Here is a 19,056-nt window from a genome sequence, read left to right as displayed (position 1 = left end):
TTTGTGCGGAATGCCGTGAAAGAAGCTGTACCGGGCACGGGAGGATACAGCACCACCAAAATGAGCACACCGGATTACCTGACCGGAAACTACACCGGCTCCAGCGGAACTGTAGCTTATCTGGCAAATTCGGTCACTCCGCCGGTAAGCGTAGGTACCGAGCATAAAACCGACTACTGGTTCTATATACTCCCCAACGAAGAGACCACCCGTACGGCATTGGTACTGGAAGGAACGTTCAAGAAAAGTGCAAGTGATGCAGGAACCACCATCTATTATCCGATAATCGTCAACAAGAGCCAGACCGGAACAAATATCACCGGAGCTTCGGGCACGGGTACTTCAAACATTGCCCGCAACACGACCTATGCCATCAAGGCAACTATCAAGAATATAGGAACCGGTGACCCCACCGGAGAGATAAACCCTACTTCACTCGAACTGACAGTGAGTGTAGCCGACTGGGCACTGAACATCACGCAGGACGTGACATTCGAATAATTACCCGAAACCATAAACAGTAATGAAACCTATCCGCACAGCCATACTTACGGCATCGTATGCCTGCCTTGCCTTTCTGCACGTATCATGCGTGCGGGAAGACACCGGAGACTGCATGCAGTACGAAATACACGTGCGGGTAGTGGATGCGGCAGGTAATGATCTCACCCAAAGCGGTGTACTGGAGAAATCGGAAGTGTATCTTTTCGGAGAAAACGGTTTTGTACGCATGGTTCCTGCAGGAGTGTCATCAGACTATCTTTTCGGAAACCACAAAGAAGCACGGCTTACCCTCGTAGCGTGGGGAAACATCAAGGAAGATACCCTGATTACCGCCAAAATCAAACCGGGAACCCTGCTAGAGGAAGCACGCCTGAAACTGAAACAACATGCCGAAGGAAGCCATTTGCCTGTTACTGACCTCTTTTACTGCCGCAAGGAGCTGAACAACACCGCTACAAGGAGCATACAAGAGGAAAAAATCACGCTGGTTATGAAAAGAATGGCCGCAGGATTGAGCATACGGACACGCTATCTTGCAGAACGCTATCCGTATCAGGGAGAAACCTATACCTTCATTGTACGGGGAACGGGTTCCGAAGTGGATTTCATGGGAAAAGTAACCGGAGAAAACGCAGGATACAAACCGCCAACCTTTACAGATGAGCAAGGAGATGCCTATGCTCCGCCCTTTCGCATATTTCCAACCCAAGAAGAAGAATGTATCGAAGTGGAAATATACAGAGGGCAGGAAAAACTATGCACCATTACGCAGGATAACGAGCTACACCTCTTACGAGCGGAAGCCGGAAAGCAAACTGACATTGAAATAGATTTCAGAAAGACCGAAATAAGAGTATTCGTAAAAGTACTGCCATGGGGAGAAGTGGAACAGGAAACGGAAATGTAAATTAAAAAAGTATGACAGGGCTATCGGAATATAGAAGCAAATCCGCCGCATTATTACGCATCGTAACCTGTGCGGTAACCGTCCTTGCCCTGCTGGCTTGCGACAATGGGCAACCTGGCACACTGACCGACAATGGCGAAGTAATGCTCACACTCCGCATTTCGCTACCGACGGCAACGGACGGAAGTACCGCCACCCGCGCCATTACATCCAACGAGGAAAATACAATAGACATAGCCCAACTGAAAGTATTGGTATTCAAGGCAAACAGTTCCACGGAAACGTTCAGCTATGAGGCGCCACAAGTACAGTTACAGGATGAAAAGTACATAGTGACCCTGAAACAAAGCCTGATAGGCGAGAAATACAGACTTGTAGTCATAGCCAATGCCGGAAAGAAACTACCCGTCATTCCGGATAACACTGCCAAAAACGATGTTCTGAAAATGATAACGTTCGATGCCACCGGAATGTGGAATGCAACCGGAACGACAAACTACAGCCGTTTCCCTATGTGGGGAGAAACGACTGCAACGCAAGCCATCACTCCTGCCACATCTTTGGGAAACATCACGTTGCTGCGTTCGCTGGCACGCATAGATGTGGGATGTATGCTAAATGGAGAAACAGCAGCAGGAATAAGCGGATTTACGTTGAAAACAGTCAGCGTGTACTGCACCAAGAATAAAGGCTACGCAGCTCCTGTAAACGGTGGGACAATTACCGATAACGTGGTTGCGTCCGTATCCATCCCCCCGGATGCCGGAACAAACGATGCGCTGACTTACACCTGCACGGACGGCAAATCACTGATACGGACTATCTACGTAGCGGAAACACCGCAAGGAAATGGCAGGGACAATAATGTATGCCTTGTCGTAGGAGGTACTTATGCGGGAAGCACACATTATTACAGAGTGGACCTTACTAGCGGGGGAAGTTATATTCCGCTAAAAAGGAACTGCCGCTACATCGTGAATATCAAGGCGGTGAACAATGCGGGATATACCACGGAAGCAGCAGCACTTACGGGCGACAAGACATTGGTGATAGCAACAAGTATATCAGCAGAAGCGTGGAGCGGACAGACATCGGCAGGTTCGGGAACAATAACCATGCCTCAAAGTCCGGATCAATGGTAGCAGGTGCAAAAATGACAAACGGTTCATAAACGATTACTTTACCTTAAAAAAATGAGACGAATGATAAGAAATATGTTATTCCATATATCGGTTGTCCTGCTGATAATCGGGTGCGGAAAATACGAGGACAGCATAGAGAACCCCTCTCCCAACAACATCCTCGTTGAGGTGGAAGCTCCCCAGACAAACGGCTGGAGCACGGAAGAGATTGCCGGCACACGAAGCGGAATAACAAAAACCGTCAAACAAAAAGGAGAATACGACTTGAATATGAAAGTGAGTACACTGTATTACCCCGCAGGATATGCAACCGATGAAGCCGCCACCCGCTGGGCAAACATGGAAGATAACATAACTTTCCGGGTCATAGCTTATAAATCGGCTACCGCCACCGAAATTTCCACTGCAAACTATGCCGGATATGGAGATTATAAGCTGTTGGGAAGCAGCGTACAAACCACAAAGAGCCTTATTCTCCCTATGGGAACTTATACATTCATCGTTTATTCATACGGCAATTCAAGCGCCATTACCACATTTACCAACAGCTCTACAAGTGTTCCCGTAACAAACGGGCAAAATTTTATGACGTATGTAAAAGCTGGAGTTGTAATTAACAATACAGGCAGCAAATATACGTTGAGTAACATCGTGTTCAAACATCATTGTGCACGATACAGAGTACAAGCCATTGCCCAAGCCGAAAGAATGGGAATAATTACGGCATGTACGGGTACAGTGACTCTGCCCAAACATAATGCTACCTATTCTTTCACAAACAATGCACTGACAGCACAAGCCGGATCGGGAACGATAAATATCACTTGGAGCAGTCCGAATGCGATGAGTGTGTATAGCAATTACACGTATTTATTGCCACAAACTTCTGCAAGCGTAACGATAAAATTGAATCTTACCATTGGCAACAAACCATTTAGCAATAGGAGCACAACATTATCCGGAGTGACTCTTAACGCCAATAACACCTATTACAACAACGTTTCATTCACCACAACAGAAGGGTATATTATCGGGGGAAATATTTGGGCAAACGGAAACTTATATTATACAGCAGAAACAAAAAAATATGGTATCTATCCCAATACACTGACATGCAGCAAAGCAAATAATGCTCCGGACTATTTTGTATTCAATAATCCGTTGCCAAATAATCCGGAACTTATCACAACTTGGTCCGATTCAAGAGACCCATGTCGAAAAGTTGAACCTAATAGCACTTGGAGAACTCCTACTTTACAAGAGTTCAATAATTTGCTTTCCTATGCAAAAGGAGTACCCAAAGATGGATACACAATATACGGAGATGTATTAAAACTCCCATATAGTAGCTTTATGAGATTTACCGACGGACATCCGCACGAACCTTATTTTGATGCCATAGGATACTATCTATGCACTACGTACAACAGACATCTTCAAAATGAATTCATTGGGGGTGAAGACTCTTCAACAGGTGAAATAATAGCTTTTGTTATCCGGTGTGTACGAAATAAATAGCTTAAAATAATAAGAAATCATTGCTTTGTACAAATGAGAATATAGAATTTACATACACAACTTATATCCAACTTCCACTTCCAAAGCATTAAAACGCTCTAAATATCTAAAACAAAAACGTCTGATAAGAATATCTCTTTATTCAAATCAGAAATGTTTTGTTTGTTTGCTGTGCCTTCCCTGCACTGTGAAGTGCGGGGAGCACTATTTTATACAGACCTATATTTTCAAACCCAAAACAACCGTAACAAAGAACTCTTGGATGTTCATTAAAAGGGTAAATCATAACCGCAAGCAAAGTCCTCTTGTACAGACAACTTCCCCATACTATCCAAAAGAGCAATATCTTTAATTTTATTACGAAATAAAGAAAAGCAAGTATTTGCAAATCTAAAGGATAAATTCAAATGATTGTTTTTCCTGTTCCATTTCGTATTGCTTAACAAGGGCATCATAACTTAAAAATGACACACGTTTGTTCAATCGTAAATCATCGAAAGCATGAAAACGCATCTTAGCTTCAAATTCCGGTTTGCGTTTTATATCGGCAACAATAGCCATTCTTACATAGAAATCTTGCAGGTCGTTGAATTTCAGCAAAGAGTTCTGGATGTCCGTAGAATGCTCTATCTCAAAAAATGAATGAGGCATATTGCGTCCGTTAAACCATATCGTATCAATAGTAGCACTGCGCTTTATCAGTTGAGGATAGGAATAAGGCGGCTGTTCTGCAAGAGTAGAAAGTTCGTGTAACTTGTGCCCATCGTAGAATTTCTTGTTTTTATCTTGTTTGGGTACGAAAGTCTGCATGTTACGGTACTTCCCTATTATTAATAGAATACCTTGATAGTAAGTATGGTTGAACATTATAACATCATTTGAATCTTTGTTCTTCTCGGTTTCTACAATAATCCCCCTATCTTCTATTTGTTTTCTATACTTCTCAAGTCCATATAATCCGGGCTTTATCTTATAGATCCCCTTAGTCTGTTGCACAATGCGGCGGATACTGGCAAATGGAGTTTTTGTTTTCCATTCACAGTCGCTTATTTTAAAAACTTCTCTGTTCAGCTCTCCTAAAGTTGCGACTCCACCCAACTTATCTAAGGTTTCTATGACAGCTTCGTATTGCTTCATAACTACATTATTTTATCAACAGTGCAAATAACAGAAACAATAGAACAAGTTAAATACCTGCTCTATTGTTTATTTAAAATTATTACCTACAAAATTCATAACTACCGGCACTCCCCTCAAAAGTAAGTACTCCATCGGAAGCCTGCACCTCGGTCAACGGAATAAAGACACAACCGTCTTTCTTTACTTGCCAATTACCTGCTTTAAGGTCGGTAATGACGAATTTATATGTACCCGTACCGTTAACTGTAAGGGTGAAATCCTTCTGCAGCGGTTCGCTGCTCCTGGCAAAAGTAACGACACGATCGGCTAACTGAACGCCTACTATCCGGTCATCCTCAATACGCTGCACTGCGTTCAACTTGTTGCATCGGTTATCGGCAACCTGTATCACATTCAGGAAGTTATCGGTAACGGCAGGGGCAACGGGTGAAACTTCTACCCGCCAGGCTCCGCGCTCGTTGGCATTGTCAAGATAAGGGGCTACGGCATCGTTGGGATAGTTAGTGCCGAACACCCAGTTTTCTTTGCCGGGACCGCCAACCTTATCGATACGAAGATTATCTGCCTGAGGTAAAAGGACGGTGTTGTGCAGCATACCGCTATCACCGTCTTTGGTGCGCCGCACGGTGAAAGTATTACCTTCAAGCGTGGGTTCTTCAATGCTATGCAGCAACCAGTATTTACGGAAATCGGGATTGGAAGCCGATACTTTATCATATACAATAAGTGCGGCAGGCACGGTTTCGGACTTCAGGTTAAGGAATACAAAAGAACGTTTCGCCTCTTTCACTTTCCGGGTATAGGCTTGTGTTATATCCCCCTTCAAATAAGAATAATCGGGAGCCTGCGCGTCAGGACCAAATCCATGAGCCAACACTTTACCTACCGTATATTCCTCGGACAAAAGGCTGTCGAGCGAATTGCAGGTTTTCCAACCTTCGCCGCACATACGCTGCCCGCCGTCATTGGTTGCAAACCGTGTCTTTCCACCCCCGCCATAGTTCCAACAGCCGAACTTTTCGTCAGGATCGTACATCAGCAATGAATTATGGGCAATGGTGCGTTTGAAGTAATTTTTGTTGTTGGGACTGTTATAACCGCCCGAACTACCGCTATAAGCACCGGCATCGATAGCCAAAGGCCCTTTGTGGTAAATTTGGAAACTGCCGCCGTCCATGTGCTGGTGGTTACCCACAAATTGCTCATTAATTTTCATCTCGGCAATCACGCAGTTGGCATCCCAACCGGTACGGGCAATCATCCAGCCATAGGGAGTACCGGAATAACGTGTCAAAGGAAGGTCGTCGGGGGCCTTGCCTTTCAGGGTGTAGTCACGCCACAACAGATCGTATATCAGACAATGGTTCATGGACTCGTTGCCCGACTTGTCCAACCGGGGATTACGCTCGAACTCATAAGCCAGATATTCATCTTTATAATAACTGGAAGCCAAAAACATAGGCGTCGGCATAGTAAGCAATGCGGGACGGTTCTGCGGATAATCATCGCCCGCAGGCATCAACACTCCGTCGGGACGCCGGCGGTAGATAATGTCGTAGAGTACGAACCTCGCCGAAGAGCTGTAAATGCTACCGGCTCCCATCTTATCCAGAATCCATAAAGGAAAGAGGTCGCAGGCAAAGCGGACATGTACATAATTCGTGCCCTGGTAATAGTTCTGCCCTTCGTAAAAATAGTTGCGTGCCGGGATATAATCACGATAGAGCATGGTAATGACATGATTGTACATATCGGGATATTCATCATAAATGGCAATGCCTGCCGACAGCATATCGCGCATAATCATCCACTCCGACGGATGCCCCGCTATGGGTTGGTTATTGCATGGCGGATAACCGCATTCCATACTCTTTGCCAAACGGATAAATTCTTTGATATAAGCCTGTTTCTCGGAACTCTTCATCTGATCGTAGCACCAGTCATATACCATAGCCCCCGTTATCAGCATGGCTCCGCTAGCCCGCGACAAGTCGGAACGAGTGCCGAAAGAGGCACGCTGCAACGTATCGAGCATGGCTGTAATGGCCTTGCGTGCCAAACGTTTGTCACCTTCCAACAGATAGTCAAGGGCTTGCAACTGCACCCGCGATGTAACGCCGCGCATCTCGTAATAATAGCGGAAACCGCGGTTTGTAACGGCAGCTTCTTCCGCCGGAGTGCGGTCTTTGCTCAGCTCTTTCATAAGAGAGAGTGTCTGCTGTGCCTGAGGAGTTTTCAGACGTTCCTTCAACGCGGGTAAATCGGATGAGCGAACATACAAACGGGGATGCGTCTGAGGCGGAATCGGTACATTAACTCCCTCTATCTCTTGCCAGACCACTTCTTTCGGCAATTCCTGCGCTGAAAGACAAAACGAACTAAATATCAGGCTAAGTGAAAAGAAAATCGACTTGTGTTTCATAATGGATTTATATCAGATATTAATGCTGTAAAAATGCAACAAAAAAATCAGGTAGCTATAAAAAACAAGCACAGAAACAAAAAGGATGTTCCCATGCTTGATAAATCATTCAAATCTTGTACTGCACTTATACCAGTTCGTCCGATGTATAACCTTGCGGTAACTCGCGGCAGTTATAACCCGAAGCCATGATTTCACCGTAAGCTCCGGCAGAGCGAAGGGCTATAAGGTCGCCACGCTTCACACTGTTCAAATCGACAGCCTTGCCAAAGACATCGGATGATTCGCAGATAGGCCCCACTACATCATAGGTTTGCTGTGGAGCATCGGAAGTGATGTTCTCTATCTTATGGAATGCCTGATAGAGTGCAGGACGAATCAAATCCGTCATACCTGCATCGAGAATGGCAAACTGCTTATTAGTACCTTGCTTTACATACAAAACCTTTGCAATAAGCGAACCGCACTGCCCCACGACCGAACGCCCCAATTCAAAATGAAGTGTCTGATAGGAACGGAGTTTCAGGCAGTTATCGTAGGTTTCGAAATAGCTTTTGAAATCGGGTACAGGCTGACGGTTGGGATGTCCGTAATCAATGCCGAGTCCACCGCCCACATTAACGTGTTCGATACGTATCTGACGGGCTTCAAGTTTGTCCAACAATTCGTTGACACGATTACACAAAGCCACAAAATCGCCCATATCCAATATCTGCGAACCGATGTGGAAATGCAGCCCGATGAACTTGACATTTTTCATCTCCTGCGCCACGTCTATCACATGGTCCATATCTTCCATACTGATACCGAACTTGTTTTCCGCCAATCCGGTAGTGATGTTGGCATGCGTATGCGCGCCTACATTGGGGTTGATACGGAAAGCAACATTGGCTACCTTGCCTTTGGCTGCGGCCAGTTCGTTGATAATTTCCAGTTCGGGTATGGACTCTACATTAAAACAGAAGATATTATAATCCAATCCAAGATTTATCTCCCAATCTGCCTTACCCACTCCGGCAAACACAATCTTGTCGGCTGGGAAACCAGCCTTGATTGCCGCACGGATTTCACCGCCACTCACACAGTCCGCTCCCAACCCGCTCTCACGGATAATAGTCAGAACCTTAGGATTGGCATTGGCCTTCACCGCATAATGCACCGAATAGTTATCGTATCGTGACGCTTCGGTACGGATGCAGGAAAGAGTATCACGCAGCACCTTCGTGTCGTAATAATAAAACGGGGTACGCAATTCGCGGAATTTGTCAATAGGAAATGTTCCTTTCATATAATTATTATGGGTTATATCTTCGTTTAGTTAAAAAGAGCGCTTTTATCAAGAAGGTAAAAGCGCTCATATCTACTGTTTTCTTTTATTACTCATTGAACAGCGCATCGCTGAGCGACTGCAAAGCCTGTTTCTTATCACATTCACGGATAAGGAAAGAAATGTTATAGTTACTGCCGCCAAAAGAAATCATACGTACCGGTATGTCGCGCATGGCATCGAGCGCTTTGGCTTCAAAGCCGACGTTCTCCCATTCGAGGTCGCCTACCACGCAGATGATACACATGTCCTTGTCCACCGTCACCGTACCGTATTTCTTCAAATCGTCCAGAATCTCGTTGAGATGCTTGGTATTGTCGATAGAAACGGATACGCCTACTTCGGACGTACAAATCATGTCGATAGAAGTCTGGTAACTTTCAAAGATTTCAAACACTTTACGCAAGAAACCATGAGCAAGCAACATACGGCTGGACTTGATTTTGATAGCTGTGATATTATCCTTTGCAGCTACAGCCTTGATTTTGCCTTTCTCCGTATCGTTGGAGATGAGTGTACCCGGAGCCGTGGGATCCATTGTATTGAGCAGGCGCACGGGGATGTTAGCATACTTGGCGGGCTGGATACAGGTAGGGTGCAGGATTTTTGCACCGAAATATGCCAGCTCGGCTGCCTCTTCAAAATGAAGATGGCGCACGGGAGAGGTCTTGTCCACAATACGCGGGTCGTTGTTGTGCATACCGTCGATGTCCGTCCAAATCTGGATTTCGGAAGCATTGACAGCCGCACCTATCAGAGAAGCGGTATAATCGCTGCCGCCACGTTGCAGATTGTCTACCTCACCATAGGCGTTGCGGCAGATAAAACCTTGTGTGATATAAATGTCGGCATTGGGATGCAACTCAAGCTGAACCTGAAGTTTTTCTTTGATGTAAACAGGATCAGGTTCAGCATTTTTGTCCGTACGCATATATTCTAAAGCCGGAAGCAAAACCGACTTCACACCACATTCCTGCAGATAGTAATTCATCATGGCGGTAGAAATCAACTCACCCTGCGCCAGCACTACCTTCTCCTCGAACAGCGTAAAAAGGTCTTTGGTATAAGAACGGATATAGTCGAAATGAGATTTGATAAGTTCCAGACCTTTCTGCTTATATTCGGGAGTGGCATAAAGTTCATCAATGTGCTGGCGATATTTCGTTTCCAGTCTGTTGATAATCTCGTTAGCACCTTCCGGATTCTTCTTGTACAGATAGTCCGAAATCTCAACCAATGTGTTTGTGGTACCCGACATGGCAGAGAGAACCACGATCTTACGTTCACCATCGGTAATCAATTTGGCTACTTCCTTAATTCGCTGAGCCGAACCTACTGAAGTACCTCCAAACTTTAAAGCTTTCATTTTCGTTTCTGTATTAAAATGTTATATAATCTTGTTTATTTCTCTTCTATTGACGACACAACGGAATACTGCTCCGTTATGTCCGTTATCAAATGGTCGGCACAACGGTATACGCGCCCCGGATATTCCCAAAGCAACTGCATATTGTGCGTAGTCATAATAACCAGCGAACCCGCCTCACTGATACTATGTAAAAGCTGGGTTATGGCAAATCCCGTCTCCACATCCAGATTTCCGGTTGGCTCATCGGCAAGAATTACTTCCGGAGAGTTCAGTACGGCACGGGCTATCACGATACGCTGTTGTTCGCCTCCCGACAATTCATTGGGATATTTATAACCTTTATTGCTCATACCCACCAATTGCAATACTTCGCTGATACGGTCTTTTATTTCTCCCTTATTCTTCCACCCGGTGGCACGGAGCACGAACTCAAGATTGTCATACACCGTACGGTCGGTAAGCAACTGGAAATCCTGAAATACGATACCCAACTTACGACGCAACTGCGGAATATGCTTGCGCTTGATATGCAACATATCATATCCCAACACCTCGGCATCGCCCGCCGCCACATCCAGTTCACCGTAAAAGGTTTTGAGTAAACTCGTCTTACCCGAACCGACTTTACCGATGAGGTAGACAAACTCTCCCTTATGTAACTCCAAGTTTACATCGTTCAACACACACAGCTCTTGCTGGTGTATCTCCACATCTTTATATCGTATCAGCGCTTCGTCCATAACAACTTAGTGTTTCTTCCAATCCGCACTGTGACGTTCTTCCAACTCACGTGCCAAATCTTCTATGCGATAACCTTTAGAGGTCAGCAATACGATAAGATGATACAGTAAATCGGCTCCCTCGTATATCAGACGTTCGTCAGTACCGTTGCATGCTTCAATAACAGTTTCAACCGCTTCTTCACCTACCTTCTGCGCCATTTTATTGACACCCGACTGGAATAGGCTGGTTGTGTAAGAGCCTTCCGGCATTTCAGCATGACGCTTGTCGATGAAGTCCTGAAGAAGTTTCAGGAACATAACAGGCTGTTCGTTCTTCTCTCCCCAGCAAGTATCCGTACCCGTATGACAAACCGGACCGACAGGATGTACCTGAATCAGCAAAGTATCCTTGTCGCAATCCTCTTTCATGGAAACCACGTTCAGGAAATTGCCGCTCTCCTCACCTTTTGTCCAAAGACGGTTCTTGGTACGGCTAAAGAATGTTACTTTACCCGTTTCTACCGTCTTATCATATGCTTCCCGGTTCATAAAACCTAACATAAGCACCTTGGTCGTGTCAGCATCCTGTATAATTGCCGGAACGAGTCCGTTCATTTTATCAAAGTCCAACATCTTTTTAAGTTATAAGTTATTTTGTTGTGAGTTATTGTTATGAGTCGTTTTCATCCGTGCTTCGTGCAGCAGCGAATAACTTATAACTCATAACTTATAACTCCTTATCATCTTCTCATTGCGACTCCTTGGGCGCAAAGATACGATTTTAAATCGGGAATTTTAATTTCTCCGAAATGAAAAACGCTGGCGGCCAAGGCGGCATCTGCTTTTCCTTCCAAAAAGACATCACGGAAGTGCTCTTTCACGCCTGCTCCGCCCGATGCGATAACGGGTATGGAAAGTCTGTCGGCAAGAGCGGCAAGGGCTTCGTTGGCATATCCGGTCTTTACGCCGTCATGGTTCATACTGGTAAAAAGCACCTCGCCCGCACCGCGCTCCTGCGCTTCCTTTGTCCAGGCAAAGAGTTCTTTGTCGGTCTCCACACGCCCACCATTGAGAAAACACCACCAACCCTTTTCCGTCTGCTTGGCATCAACAGCCAATACACAAACCTGCGAACCGAAATGCTTGGCTATCTCGTCAATCAGTCCGGGACAGCGAATAGCCGAGGAATTGACGGATATCTTGTCCGCGCCGGCATTCAGAAGCCGGTCTACATCACTCAGTTCATGGATTCCGCCACCTACGGTGAAAGGTATGCTGATATTGGCGGCAATACGCTTCACCAGTTCGGCAAATGTCTTGCGCCCCTCAAAACTGGCGGTAATATCCAGAAAGACCAACTCATCGGCCCCCTGCTCACTATAAGCACGCGCCAGTTCAACCGGATCGCCTGCATGACGCAGGTTTACAAAATTAGTCCCTTTTACGGTCTGTCCGTCTTTGATGTCAAGACAGGGGATGATTCTCTTTGCTAACACTCTTCTTTTATTTATGATTTTGGATTTATGACTCGATTTACGTTGAGCAACAATAATGAATGCAATGTTACGCAAATTTATATCATAAACGCTTCCAGTTCTTTAAAAGTTATACGCCCTTCATACAATGCCTTACCGAAAATCACGGCAGGTATACCCGTTGCTTCCAGTTGGCGAATATCCTCGGCACAACTCACTCCGCCACTGGCTATAAGGTAAAGGTCGGGATGCGCTTCCAACATCTCTTTATACAGAGATATGGAAGGACCTTGCAGCATACCGTCGCAATTGATGTCGGTACAGATGACTTTACGAACACCTTTCCCGACATAATCTTTCAAAAACGGGAACAATTCGCAAGCACTCTCATCCTTCCAACCGTTGACGGCAATCTTATGGTCTTTCACATCAGCTCCGAGAATTATTCTCTCCGAGCCGTATGTTTGCAACCAGTGACAGAAACGTTCGGGATTCTGTACGGCAATACTACCGCCCGTTATCATCTGTGCACCGCTTTCAAATGCAATGACCAAATCTTCATCGCTCTTCACCCCGCCACCGAAATCTATAACCAAAGAAGTACGGGAAGCTATCTGCTCCAGCGTGCGGTAATTTACCACATGGTGGGAAACGGCTCCGTCGAGGTCTACCACATGAAGGCGTCGGATACCATGCGCTTCAAGTTCCTTAGCTACTTCTACGGGGTTCTCATTATACACTTTCTTGCTGTTATAATCACCCTGGGAGAGGCGTACGCACTTTCCGTCGATGATGTCAATAGCGGGAATTAACTCTATCATTTCAATTAATTACGAATTATCAAATATCGGATTCTTTCACTATAAGTCCAAAAAGTTCTGCAAGATACGTTCGCCCACACTTCCACTTTTTTCAGGATGAAACTGGGTGGCATAGTAATTATCCTTATGCAAAGCAGCACTGAACGGAAGTATATAATCCGTTACGGCAGCCGTACAATCGTTGACCGGCACATAAAAGCTGTGTACGAAATAGACAAATTCCTCTTTCGTGAAGCCCCTGAAGAGCTTGCTGTCAGTCTGTGAAATCGTATTCCATCCCATATGGGGAACTTTATCCTCATGCTTTAGCGAAACAAAACGTTTCACGCCAACATCAAAAATACCAAGGCAATCCACATCTCCTTCCTCCGAATGGCGACACATCAACTGCATTCCCAAACAGATACCCAACACCGGCTGATGCAGTTCTTTTATCAGTCTGCCCATTCCGCCGGCATTCAGGAAATTCATGGTTGTTTCCGCTTCACCCACTCCGGGGAAAATGACTTTATCCGCAGCACGTAGAACCTTTTCATCTGCCGTAATCTCCGCCTCAACGCCCAAACGCCTCAAGGCATAATCAACCGAACAGATGTTACCTGCATTATATTTGACAACTGCAACCTTCATCAACTACTAATTAAATATTACTGTCTTATTCTTATACGCCAACACCTTACGCTCGATATGCTTCTGAACGGCACGAGAGAGGACGATTTTCTCCAAATCCTTGCCTTTGTTCACCAGGTCCTGCACAGTATCTTTATGAGTGATACGCACCACATCCTGCTCGATGATAGGCCCTGCATCCAATTCCGTAGTAACGTAGTGGCTGGTAGCTCCTATAATCTTCACACCACGCTCAAATGCTGCATGGTAGGGTTTCGCCCCTACAAATGCCGGAAGGAAAGAGTGATGAATATTGATGATGCGGTTGGGATAAGCGTCTATCATCTTCTCGGAAATGACCTGCATATAACGTGCCAGTACGATGAAGTTCACCTTGTGCTTGGCAAGCAGTTCCATTTCTTTCTTTTCCTGCTCTTCTTTTGTCTCCTTAGTAATAGGAAACAGATGAAAAGGTATGCCGAAGCGTTCTGCTACATGCTGCAAATCTGGATGATTGCTTATTATAAGAGGTATCTCCACATTCCATTCACCTGCCGTATAGCGCGCCAGCAGATCGAACAGGCAGTGCGGCATCTTCGACACGAAAATAGCCATACGCGGTTTGACATCCGAAAAATAAAGGCGAAAACTCATTCCGTACTTCTGCGCATACAATGTTTCAAAATAGTCCTCTATCTTCTCTTGAGGAACCAGAAAGCTTTCCAATTCCCACTCGATACGCATGAAAAAAATATTCTCCACATGGTCTACATATTGATCCAAATAGATAATATTACCTTTGTTTACCGTTATAAAATCTGTTACTTCTGCCAAAATTCCCGGCTGATCGGGACAGTGAAGTAACAGCTTCGCCGTTTTCATCATCCTAAACTCTATTTTTATTGTTCTCTAATTGCAATATTCTTGTCTTGAGTTCGCAAAAATAACGATTTATTGCAAAATAACGAACTTTTCAAACAAGAAGTTTAAAAGTTAGCGAAAATTGTTTCGTTTTCTCTATATATTGACGTCTAATCGCATACTAAATAACATATAAACAGGACATAAACAAGCTGCAAAGAACAATTCTAAATATTTGTTAAACATTACATCTCTTATTTTTTACAACTTCCTAAATATGAGAACAAAAAGTAAACACAGACAAGAAGCCTTGAAAAAAAGTTTATCACAGCTATTGCAGATTCAAAAAAAACACCTACCTTTGCAACCGCAATCGAGAGAGATAGCAATGATAAAATGAAATGATGGTGCGTTAGTTCAGTTGGTTAGAATACATGCCTGTCACGCATGGGGTCACGGGTTCGAGTCCCGTACGCACCGCTTCTCAAGAAAGCAAAATTAGAAAAAGCTCTGATTCTTAATAGAATTAGAGCTTTTTTATTTGTTTGAGGTGAAGCAGAATATAGCGTTTCTGAGAAGTATGCCAGGTGCAAATTCAGGGTCCTTTTAGGAGCAAGTGAAAAAGCACCTGAAACGCATTATAATCGGAATAGTCCGAGATAACGGATGGCTGACTTTTACCCCTTGCCGGAAAGCGCAAGAGGCTATTCCGAAAAGAGGAAACCTGCCTGACTTTTCTGACTTCAGGTAGAATCTTTTTATTCCTAACACTCATAACAATTCATTTTCTGCTACTTACCAAAACAATATCGTCCCGATGTTTCACAACACCGGGACGACACTACAACATTTTTACGAGAACACTATCTCTTAAACATTATCAATACTAACTTTACACAACTATAAGCTTGGAATAATTCAGTTAGTCTACATCTTAGGACATAAAATTCCGAACAAATGCTGTGCCAAAATTAGAATTACAAGATAGAAAACTAAATATCAACAAGATAGAAAACAATAGTCTTTCATCTTAATGTGGAATTGTGGAATATTAATGTGGAATTATAGTATAATTTTCCACAATAGCGCAAAAGCCATCAGTATTATATAACTGATATTAAACCACTTATCTTTTTATACCGTTTTTGGCACAGCCTTTGTTATACTATCATTGAAACCTACAGTAGATTTGTAAGATAGAAACCAAAGTGTTAATTAGAACGTATTAGTAAAAAAGGTAAAAAGATATTCTGATCTCTCATTCATAAAACTCTTGTAACATTATGCTTTCATTCCGGGCTGTGAAGTACCGGAATGATTTTTTTCAATATCCCTGCTTCAAACTTGTACAACGCTTCAAATGTCATTCGTGTCTTTCTTTTCAAGAGCAACCACTTTATTATAAGAATAGTGCCATACCTGACAGCACAATTGTTAAAATCGCATTTTTCATAATTATTTATTTTTCTGTTGTCTCTTATTTGTCACTTCTTCAGTATAGCCTCCGGTGCATCTTCTTTTAATGAAAGCACGTTCCCGCCATACAGTTTTGAAATTAAAAAAAGAAAGTACACTGTAATACAGAAATCCGAGACATATTGGTACATAAGGCTTTTCAACAAACAATCCTCCGGCACGTACTTCACGGGTATAGGATGCCGATTCGGAAAAAGCTGTTCCTAAGCTGAAAGAAGGAATGACAGATTCTGCACATACCACCGATACCGTCAACACAAAATAAACGGCCAAGGCAATCATCGATTGTCTGACTACCCGCTGCTTGACCGATTTACTGACATTGAAAAAAGCGAAACGCATTCTGTTGAGCACAGTTGCAAGGTAAAGAATGATGATTGTATAATCCCCCTCCCGCATTGAATGCCCAAATGCAAATGCAAAAAGCCCATACAACGGAATAAACAGCCGTATTGAAGCCTTGAGCGGCATAGCTGCCATAAAAAGTCCCGAATGCACCATAACAAATTCAAATGCCATCAGGATTGCCAGCGAATATACCTTATAGGCATCATCCGGTCCGGCAAACAACCATAAATATAGGTATTGGCAGGCAATCAAGGCTGTCTGTGCCACTTCTACATATTCACAAGGTCTGTCTATACGTTCTATGATATTCATAATTCAGCCCTCATTTTACTTATTTTTCTCAAAGCAAATCTATTGAATTCTTTCTTATAGAGTCATACTTTTTCACTAATTTCTTTTTCACTTCTTATCCGCTCTTTCCCTATAATCATCCGGAACAAAGACAAACCTATTTCTCTACCGGATGTAATTCAATTTTAAATATAGTACAAAGTTTTAAACTATAAGCACTTGCTTTAAATTATTTCAAGAAAAAGCATGAAAAGCATCTGTATGATGCTCTGTTTACTATATCATGAGGTTGAAAAGAACCGGATAACGGAAGAGTTACTTTTGTGTATGCAACATGAAGAGGGCGCACAGGAAAAGATTGAAGCATATAGTAACGTTCAGAAAAAGGCGCTCGTTGATTGGGTTAATTCTGCAAAAACAGAACAAACTAAAGCAGACCGTATTACCAAAATCATTATCATGGCGATGAATGGAGTTATCGGATATATTTGATAACCTTGGCTGGCACTCCCCCTACGATTGCATCCGCCGGAACATCTTTTGTCACCACCGCCCCGGCTGCCACCACCGCATTATCGCCAATCGTCACGCCTTGCAGAATAGTGGAATTTGAGCCTACCCACACATTCCTGCCAAGTATAATAGGTGCAGGATAAGTCGTATGGCGGTCTTCGGGAGCAAGTCCGTGGTTGAGGGTTGCAAAAACGACGTTATGTCCTATCTGGCAACCGTCTCCCAATGTAACCCCGCCGTGATCCTGAAAATGGCAGCAGGCATTGATAAATACATCATTACCGATTTCAATATTCTTTCCGAAATCCGTATAAAACGGCGGGAACACCCGCAGTGAGGGTAGAACGGGCTTTCCAAAGAGTTCGGAGAGTAATGCTCTCACCTCATCCGGAGCATGGAAAGATGCATTCAGTTTGAATGTGATGCGTCTTGCCTCATTGCTCATTTCATCCATAAAACGATGTATATCTTCCGTGTCAAGAGCTTTTCGTGTCTTTACATATTCTAAAAAATTATCAAGTGTCATGGTTCTGAATATTACATAGATTACACTGCAAATGTAAACGAATGGCGGCAGCGCTCGTGTGAATGAATTACGGACATTTGTAACCTATTTACTGTTTCTGTGCGGAGAGGTGTACTACCTATGCTTTTATTCTCTACATTTGCGTAGAACTAAAGAACAATACCTTATGAAAGAAGTTATTAAACTGGACACGGTAGACCAATACAACCGACTCTTCGGACTCGAAACACTACACCCGCTGGTAAGTGTGGTAAACCTGTCGGAAGCCACCAGATTTCCAACGCATTTCACGATGAACTATGGGGTGTATGCCCTTTTCCTGAAAAACGTCAAATGCGGAGACATCCGTTATGGCCGGCAGATTTACGATTATCAGGAAGGAACGGTCACCAGCTTTGCCCCGGGACAGGTGGTTGAGGTGGACATGCCGCAAGGAGTACGGCCGAACGCCCACGGCCTGCTGTTTCACCCCGACTTGATTAAAGGAACTTCTTTAGGACAAGACATCAAACATTATTCATTCTTTTCGTACGCCTCGGCCGAAGCCCTGCACCTATCCGAAGAAGAAAAAAGCATATTCACAGATTGTCTGGAGAAAATAAGAATGGAACTCCAACATCCGATCGACAAGCACAGCAAACGTCTGATTTCACGGAACATCGAACTGCTGCTGGATTACTGCATGCGCTTCTACGAAAGACAATTCATTACCCGTTCGGAAAGTAATAAAAGCGTACTGGTAAAATTCGAAGCCTTGCTCGACGATTATTTCCAAAGCGACAAACCGCAAACAGACGGACTGCCTTCCGTAAAATACTTCGCCGACAAAGTGTTCCTGTCACCCAACTACTTCGGTGACCTGATAAAGAAAGAAACCGGAAAAAGCGCACAGGAATACATCCAGACCAGAATGATTGACATAGCCAAAGAGATGATTGCAGGAACGGAAAAGACGGTCAGCCAGATTGCCTATGAACTGGGATTCCAATATTCGCAGCATTTCAATCGCATTTTCAAGAAGAATACGGGATATACACCCGGAGAATACAGAAAGCTGCAAATATAAAGGATGCCGATAAGATTAT

17 protein-coding genes, 1 tRNA gene and 1 pseudogene are annotated in these 19,056 nt (G+C 44.0%); 7 read left to right on the top strand and 12 right to left on the bottom strand.

Features of this window, described 5'->3' with window-relative positions:
* The 4 genes and pseudogenes from AB5903_RS14550 to AB5903_RS14535 all read left to right on the top strand — a co-directional run.
* Window positions 1-501, top strand: a pseudogene (locus AB5903_RS14550) (hypothetical protein); the annotation flags it as partial.
* 22 nt (window positions 502-523) lie between these two features.
* Window positions 524-1,411 carry a FimB/Mfa2 family fimbrial subunit gene (locus AB5903_RS14545; RefSeq protein ID WP_195658725.1) on the top strand — a complete coding sequence of 296 codons (888 nt, stop codon included), beginning with the start codon at window positions 524-526 and terminating at the stop codon, window positions 1,409-1,411.
* A gap of 11 nt (window positions 1,412-1,422) precedes the next feature.
* The gene (locus tag AB5903_RS14540; RefSeq protein WP_195658726.1) at window positions 1,423-2,553 is read left to right on the top strand and encodes a hypothetical protein; all 1,131 of its coding nucleotides are present in this window, start codon (window positions 1,423-1,425) and stop codon (window positions 2,551-2,553) included.
* Window positions 2,554-2,613: 60 nt separating this feature from the next.
* Window positions 2,614-4,071, top strand: coding sequence for a hypothetical protein (locus AB5903_RS14535; protein ID WP_195658727.1), 1,458 nt, complete (start codon window positions 2,614-2,616; stop codon window positions 4,069-4,071).
* Between the two features lie 390 nt (window positions 4,072-4,461).
* Here AB5903_RS14535 and AB5903_RS14530 read toward each other — a convergent pair whose 3' ends face one another.
* From AB5903_RS14530 to purU, 10 genes are all read right to left on the bottom strand, one after another.
* Window positions 4,462-5,208: a hypothetical protein gene (locus tag AB5903_RS14530; protein WP_022104538.1), complete on the bottom strand. Its 747-nt coding sequence runs from the start codon at window positions 5,206-5,208 to the stop codon at window positions 4,462-4,464.
* Between the two features lie 82 nt (window positions 5,209-5,290).
* Window positions 5,291-7,633, bottom strand: coding sequence for a heparin/heparin-sulfate lyase HepB (hepB, locus tag AB5903_RS14525; protein WP_368117969.1), 2,343 nt, complete (start codon window positions 7,631-7,633; stop codon window positions 5,291-5,293).
* A gap of 127 nt (window positions 7,634-7,760) precedes the next feature.
* Window positions 7,761-8,921 (bottom strand): diaminopimelate decarboxylase, encoded by a 1,161-nt coding sequence (gene lysA / locus AB5903_RS14520; protein WP_272710657.1) that lies wholly within the window; start codon window positions 8,919-8,921, stop codon window positions 7,761-7,763.
* Window positions 8,922-9,009: 88 nt separating this feature from the next.
* Complete coding sequence (locus tag AB5903_RS14515) at window positions 9,010-10,326, bottom strand: aspartate kinase (protein WP_368117968.1); 1,317 nt, start codon at window positions 10,324-10,326, stop codon at window positions 9,010-9,012.
* Between the two features lie 35 nt (window positions 10,327-10,361).
* Window positions 10,362-11,069 (bottom strand): cell division ATP-binding protein FtsE, encoded by a 708-nt coding sequence (locus AB5903_RS14510; protein WP_272710658.1) that lies wholly within the window; start codon window positions 11,067-11,069, stop codon window positions 10,362-10,364.
* A gap of 6 nt (window positions 11,070-11,075) precedes the next feature.
* Window positions 11,076-11,684 carry a bifunctional phosphoribosyl-AMP cyclohydrolase/phosphoribosyl-ATP diphosphatase HisIE gene (hisIE, locus tag AB5903_RS14505; RefSeq protein WP_195658729.1) on the bottom strand — a complete coding sequence of 203 codons (609 nt, stop codon included), beginning with the start codon at window positions 11,682-11,684 and terminating at the stop codon, window positions 11,076-11,078.
* A gap of 107 nt (window positions 11,685-11,791) precedes the next feature.
* Window positions 11,792-12,547: an imidazole glycerol phosphate synthase subunit HisF gene (hisF, locus tag AB5903_RS14500; RefSeq protein WP_195658730.1), complete on the bottom strand. Its 756-nt coding sequence runs from the start codon at window positions 12,545-12,547 to the stop codon at window positions 11,792-11,794.
* A 77-nt stretch (window positions 12,548-12,624) separates the two neighbouring features.
* Complete coding sequence (gene hisA, locus AB5903_RS14495; protein WP_195658731.1) at window positions 12,625-13,347, bottom strand: 1-(5-phosphoribosyl)-5-[(5-phosphoribosylamino)methylideneamino]imidazole-4-carboxamide isomerase; 723 nt, start codon at window positions 13,345-13,347, stop codon at window positions 12,625-12,627.
* 39 nt (window positions 13,348-13,386) lie between these two features.
* Complete coding sequence (hisH, locus tag AB5903_RS14490) at window positions 13,387-13,977, bottom strand: imidazole glycerol phosphate synthase subunit HisH (protein WP_060386221.1); 591 nt, start codon at window positions 13,975-13,977, stop codon at window positions 13,387-13,389.
* A gap of 6 nt (window positions 13,978-13,983) precedes the next feature.
* Window positions 13,984-14,841 carry a formyltetrahydrofolate deformylase gene (purU, locus tag AB5903_RS14485; protein WP_060386222.1) on the bottom strand — a complete coding sequence of 286 codons (858 nt, stop codon included), beginning with the start codon at window positions 14,839-14,841 and terminating at the stop codon, window positions 13,984-13,986.
* A 382-nt stretch (window positions 14,842-15,223) separates the two neighbouring features.
* Here purU and AB5903_RS14480 point away from each other — a divergent pair.
* Window positions 15,224-15,297, top strand: a tRNA-Asp gene (locus AB5903_RS14480).
* A 975-nt stretch (window positions 15,298-16,272) separates the two neighbouring features.
* Here AB5903_RS14480 and AB5903_RS14475 read toward each other — a convergent pair.
* Window positions 16,273-16,953 carry a hypothetical protein gene (locus AB5903_RS14475; RefSeq protein WP_005652645.1) on the bottom strand — a complete coding sequence of 227 codons (681 nt, stop codon included), beginning with the start codon at window positions 16,951-16,953 and terminating at the stop codon, window positions 16,273-16,275.
* Between the two features lie 225 nt (window positions 16,954-17,178).
* Here AB5903_RS14475 and AB5903_RS14470 point away from each other — a divergent pair, with 225 nt between their 5' ends.
* The gene (locus AB5903_RS14470) at window positions 17,179-17,424 is read left to right on the top strand and encodes a YdeI/OmpD-associated family protein (protein WP_034536000.1); all 246 of its coding nucleotides are present in this window, start codon (window positions 17,179-17,181) and stop codon (window positions 17,422-17,424) included.
* On the opposite strand, the gene AB5903_RS14465 is transcribed toward AB5903_RS14470, so the two are convergent.
* Window positions 17,408-17,971 carry a DapH/DapD/GlmU-related protein gene (locus AB5903_RS14465; protein ID WP_016662155.1) on the bottom strand — a complete coding sequence of 188 codons (564 nt, stop codon included), beginning with the start codon at window positions 17,969-17,971 and terminating at the stop codon, window positions 17,408-17,410. The genes AB5903_RS14470 and AB5903_RS14465 overlap by 17 nt on opposite strands.
* A gap of 166 nt (window positions 17,972-18,137) precedes the next feature.
* On the opposite strand from AB5903_RS14465, the gene AB5903_RS14460 reads away from it, so the two are divergent.
* Window positions 18,138-19,037 (top strand): AraC family transcriptional regulator, encoded by a 900-nt coding sequence (locus tag AB5903_RS14460; protein ID WP_005652651.1) that lies wholly within the window; start codon window positions 18,138-18,140, stop codon window positions 19,035-19,037.
* The last annotated feature ends 19 nt before the right edge of the window (window positions 19,038-19,056 follow it).

It is taken from the genome of Bacteroides sp. 2201st1_D9_2201SCRN_220225 (assembly GCF_040928965.1).
GTDB classification, from domain to species: domain Bacteria; phylum Bacteroidota; class Bacteroidia; order Bacteroidales; family Bacteroidaceae; genus Bacteroides; species Bacteroides stercoris.
The sequence above is the reverse complement of the archived record's forward strand: the minus strand, read 5'-3'. Positions and strand labels throughout refer to the sequence as shown.

Bases quoted from the DNA above. Each gene is read 5' to 3' on its own strand.
- AB5903_RS14545 (WP_195658725.1), top strand. From the start codon at position 524: ATGAAACCTATCCGCACAGCCATACTTACGGCATCGTATGCCTGCCTT.
- AB5903_RS14540 (WP_195658726.1), top strand. From the start codon at position 1,423: ATGACAGGGCTATCGGAATATAGAAGCAAATCCGCCGCATTATTACGC.
- AB5903_RS14535 (WP_195658727.1), top strand. From the start codon at position 2,614: ATGATAAGAAATATGTTATTCCATATATCGGTTGTCCTGCTGATAATC.
- AB5903_RS14530 (WP_022104538.1), bottom strand. From the start codon at position 5,208: ATGAAGCAATACGAAGCTGTCATAGAAACCTTAGATAAGTTGGGTGGA.
- hepB (WP_368117969.1), bottom strand. From the start codon at position 7,633: ATGAAACACAAGTCGATTTTCTTTTCACTTAGCCTGATATTTAGTTCG.
- lysA (WP_272710657.1), bottom strand. From the start codon at position 8,921: ATGAAAGGAACATTTCCTATTGACAAATTCCGCGAATTGCGTACCCCG.
- AB5903_RS14515 (WP_368117968.1), bottom strand. From the start codon at position 10,326: ATGAAAGCTTTAAAGTTTGGAGGTACTTCAGTAGGTTCGGCTCAGCGA.
- AB5903_RS14510 (WP_272710658.1), bottom strand. From the start codon at position 11,069: ATGGACGAAGCGCTGATACGATATAAAGATGTGGAGATACACCAGCAA.
- hisIE (WP_195658729.1), bottom strand. From the start codon at position 11,684: ATGTTGGACTTTGATAAAATGAACGGACTCGTTCCGGCAATTATACAG.
- hisA (WP_195658731.1), bottom strand. From the start codon at position 13,347: ATGATAGAGTTAATTCCCGCTATTGACATCATCGACGGAAAGTGCGTA.
- hisH (WP_060386221.1), bottom strand. From the start codon at position 13,977: ATGAAGGTTGCAGTTGTCAAATATAATGCAGGTAACATCTGTTCGGTT.
- purU (WP_060386222.1), bottom strand. From the start codon at position 14,841: ATGATGAAAACGGCGAAGCTGTTACTTCACTGTCCCGATCAGCCGGGA.
- AB5903_RS14475 (WP_005652645.1), bottom strand. From the start codon at position 16,953: ATGAATATCATAGAACGTATAGACAGACCTTGTGAATATGTAGAAGTG.
- AB5903_RS14470 (WP_034536000.1), top strand. From the start codon at position 17,179: ATGAAAAGCATCTGTATGATGCTCTGTTTACTATATCATGAGGTTGAA.
- AB5903_RS14465 (WP_016662155.1), bottom strand. From the start codon at position 17,971: ATGACACTTGATAATTTTTTAGAATATGTAAAGACACGAAAAGCTCTT.
- AB5903_RS14460 (WP_005652651.1), top strand. From the start codon at position 18,138: ATGAAAGAAGTTATTAAACTGGACACGGTAGACCAATACAACCGACTC.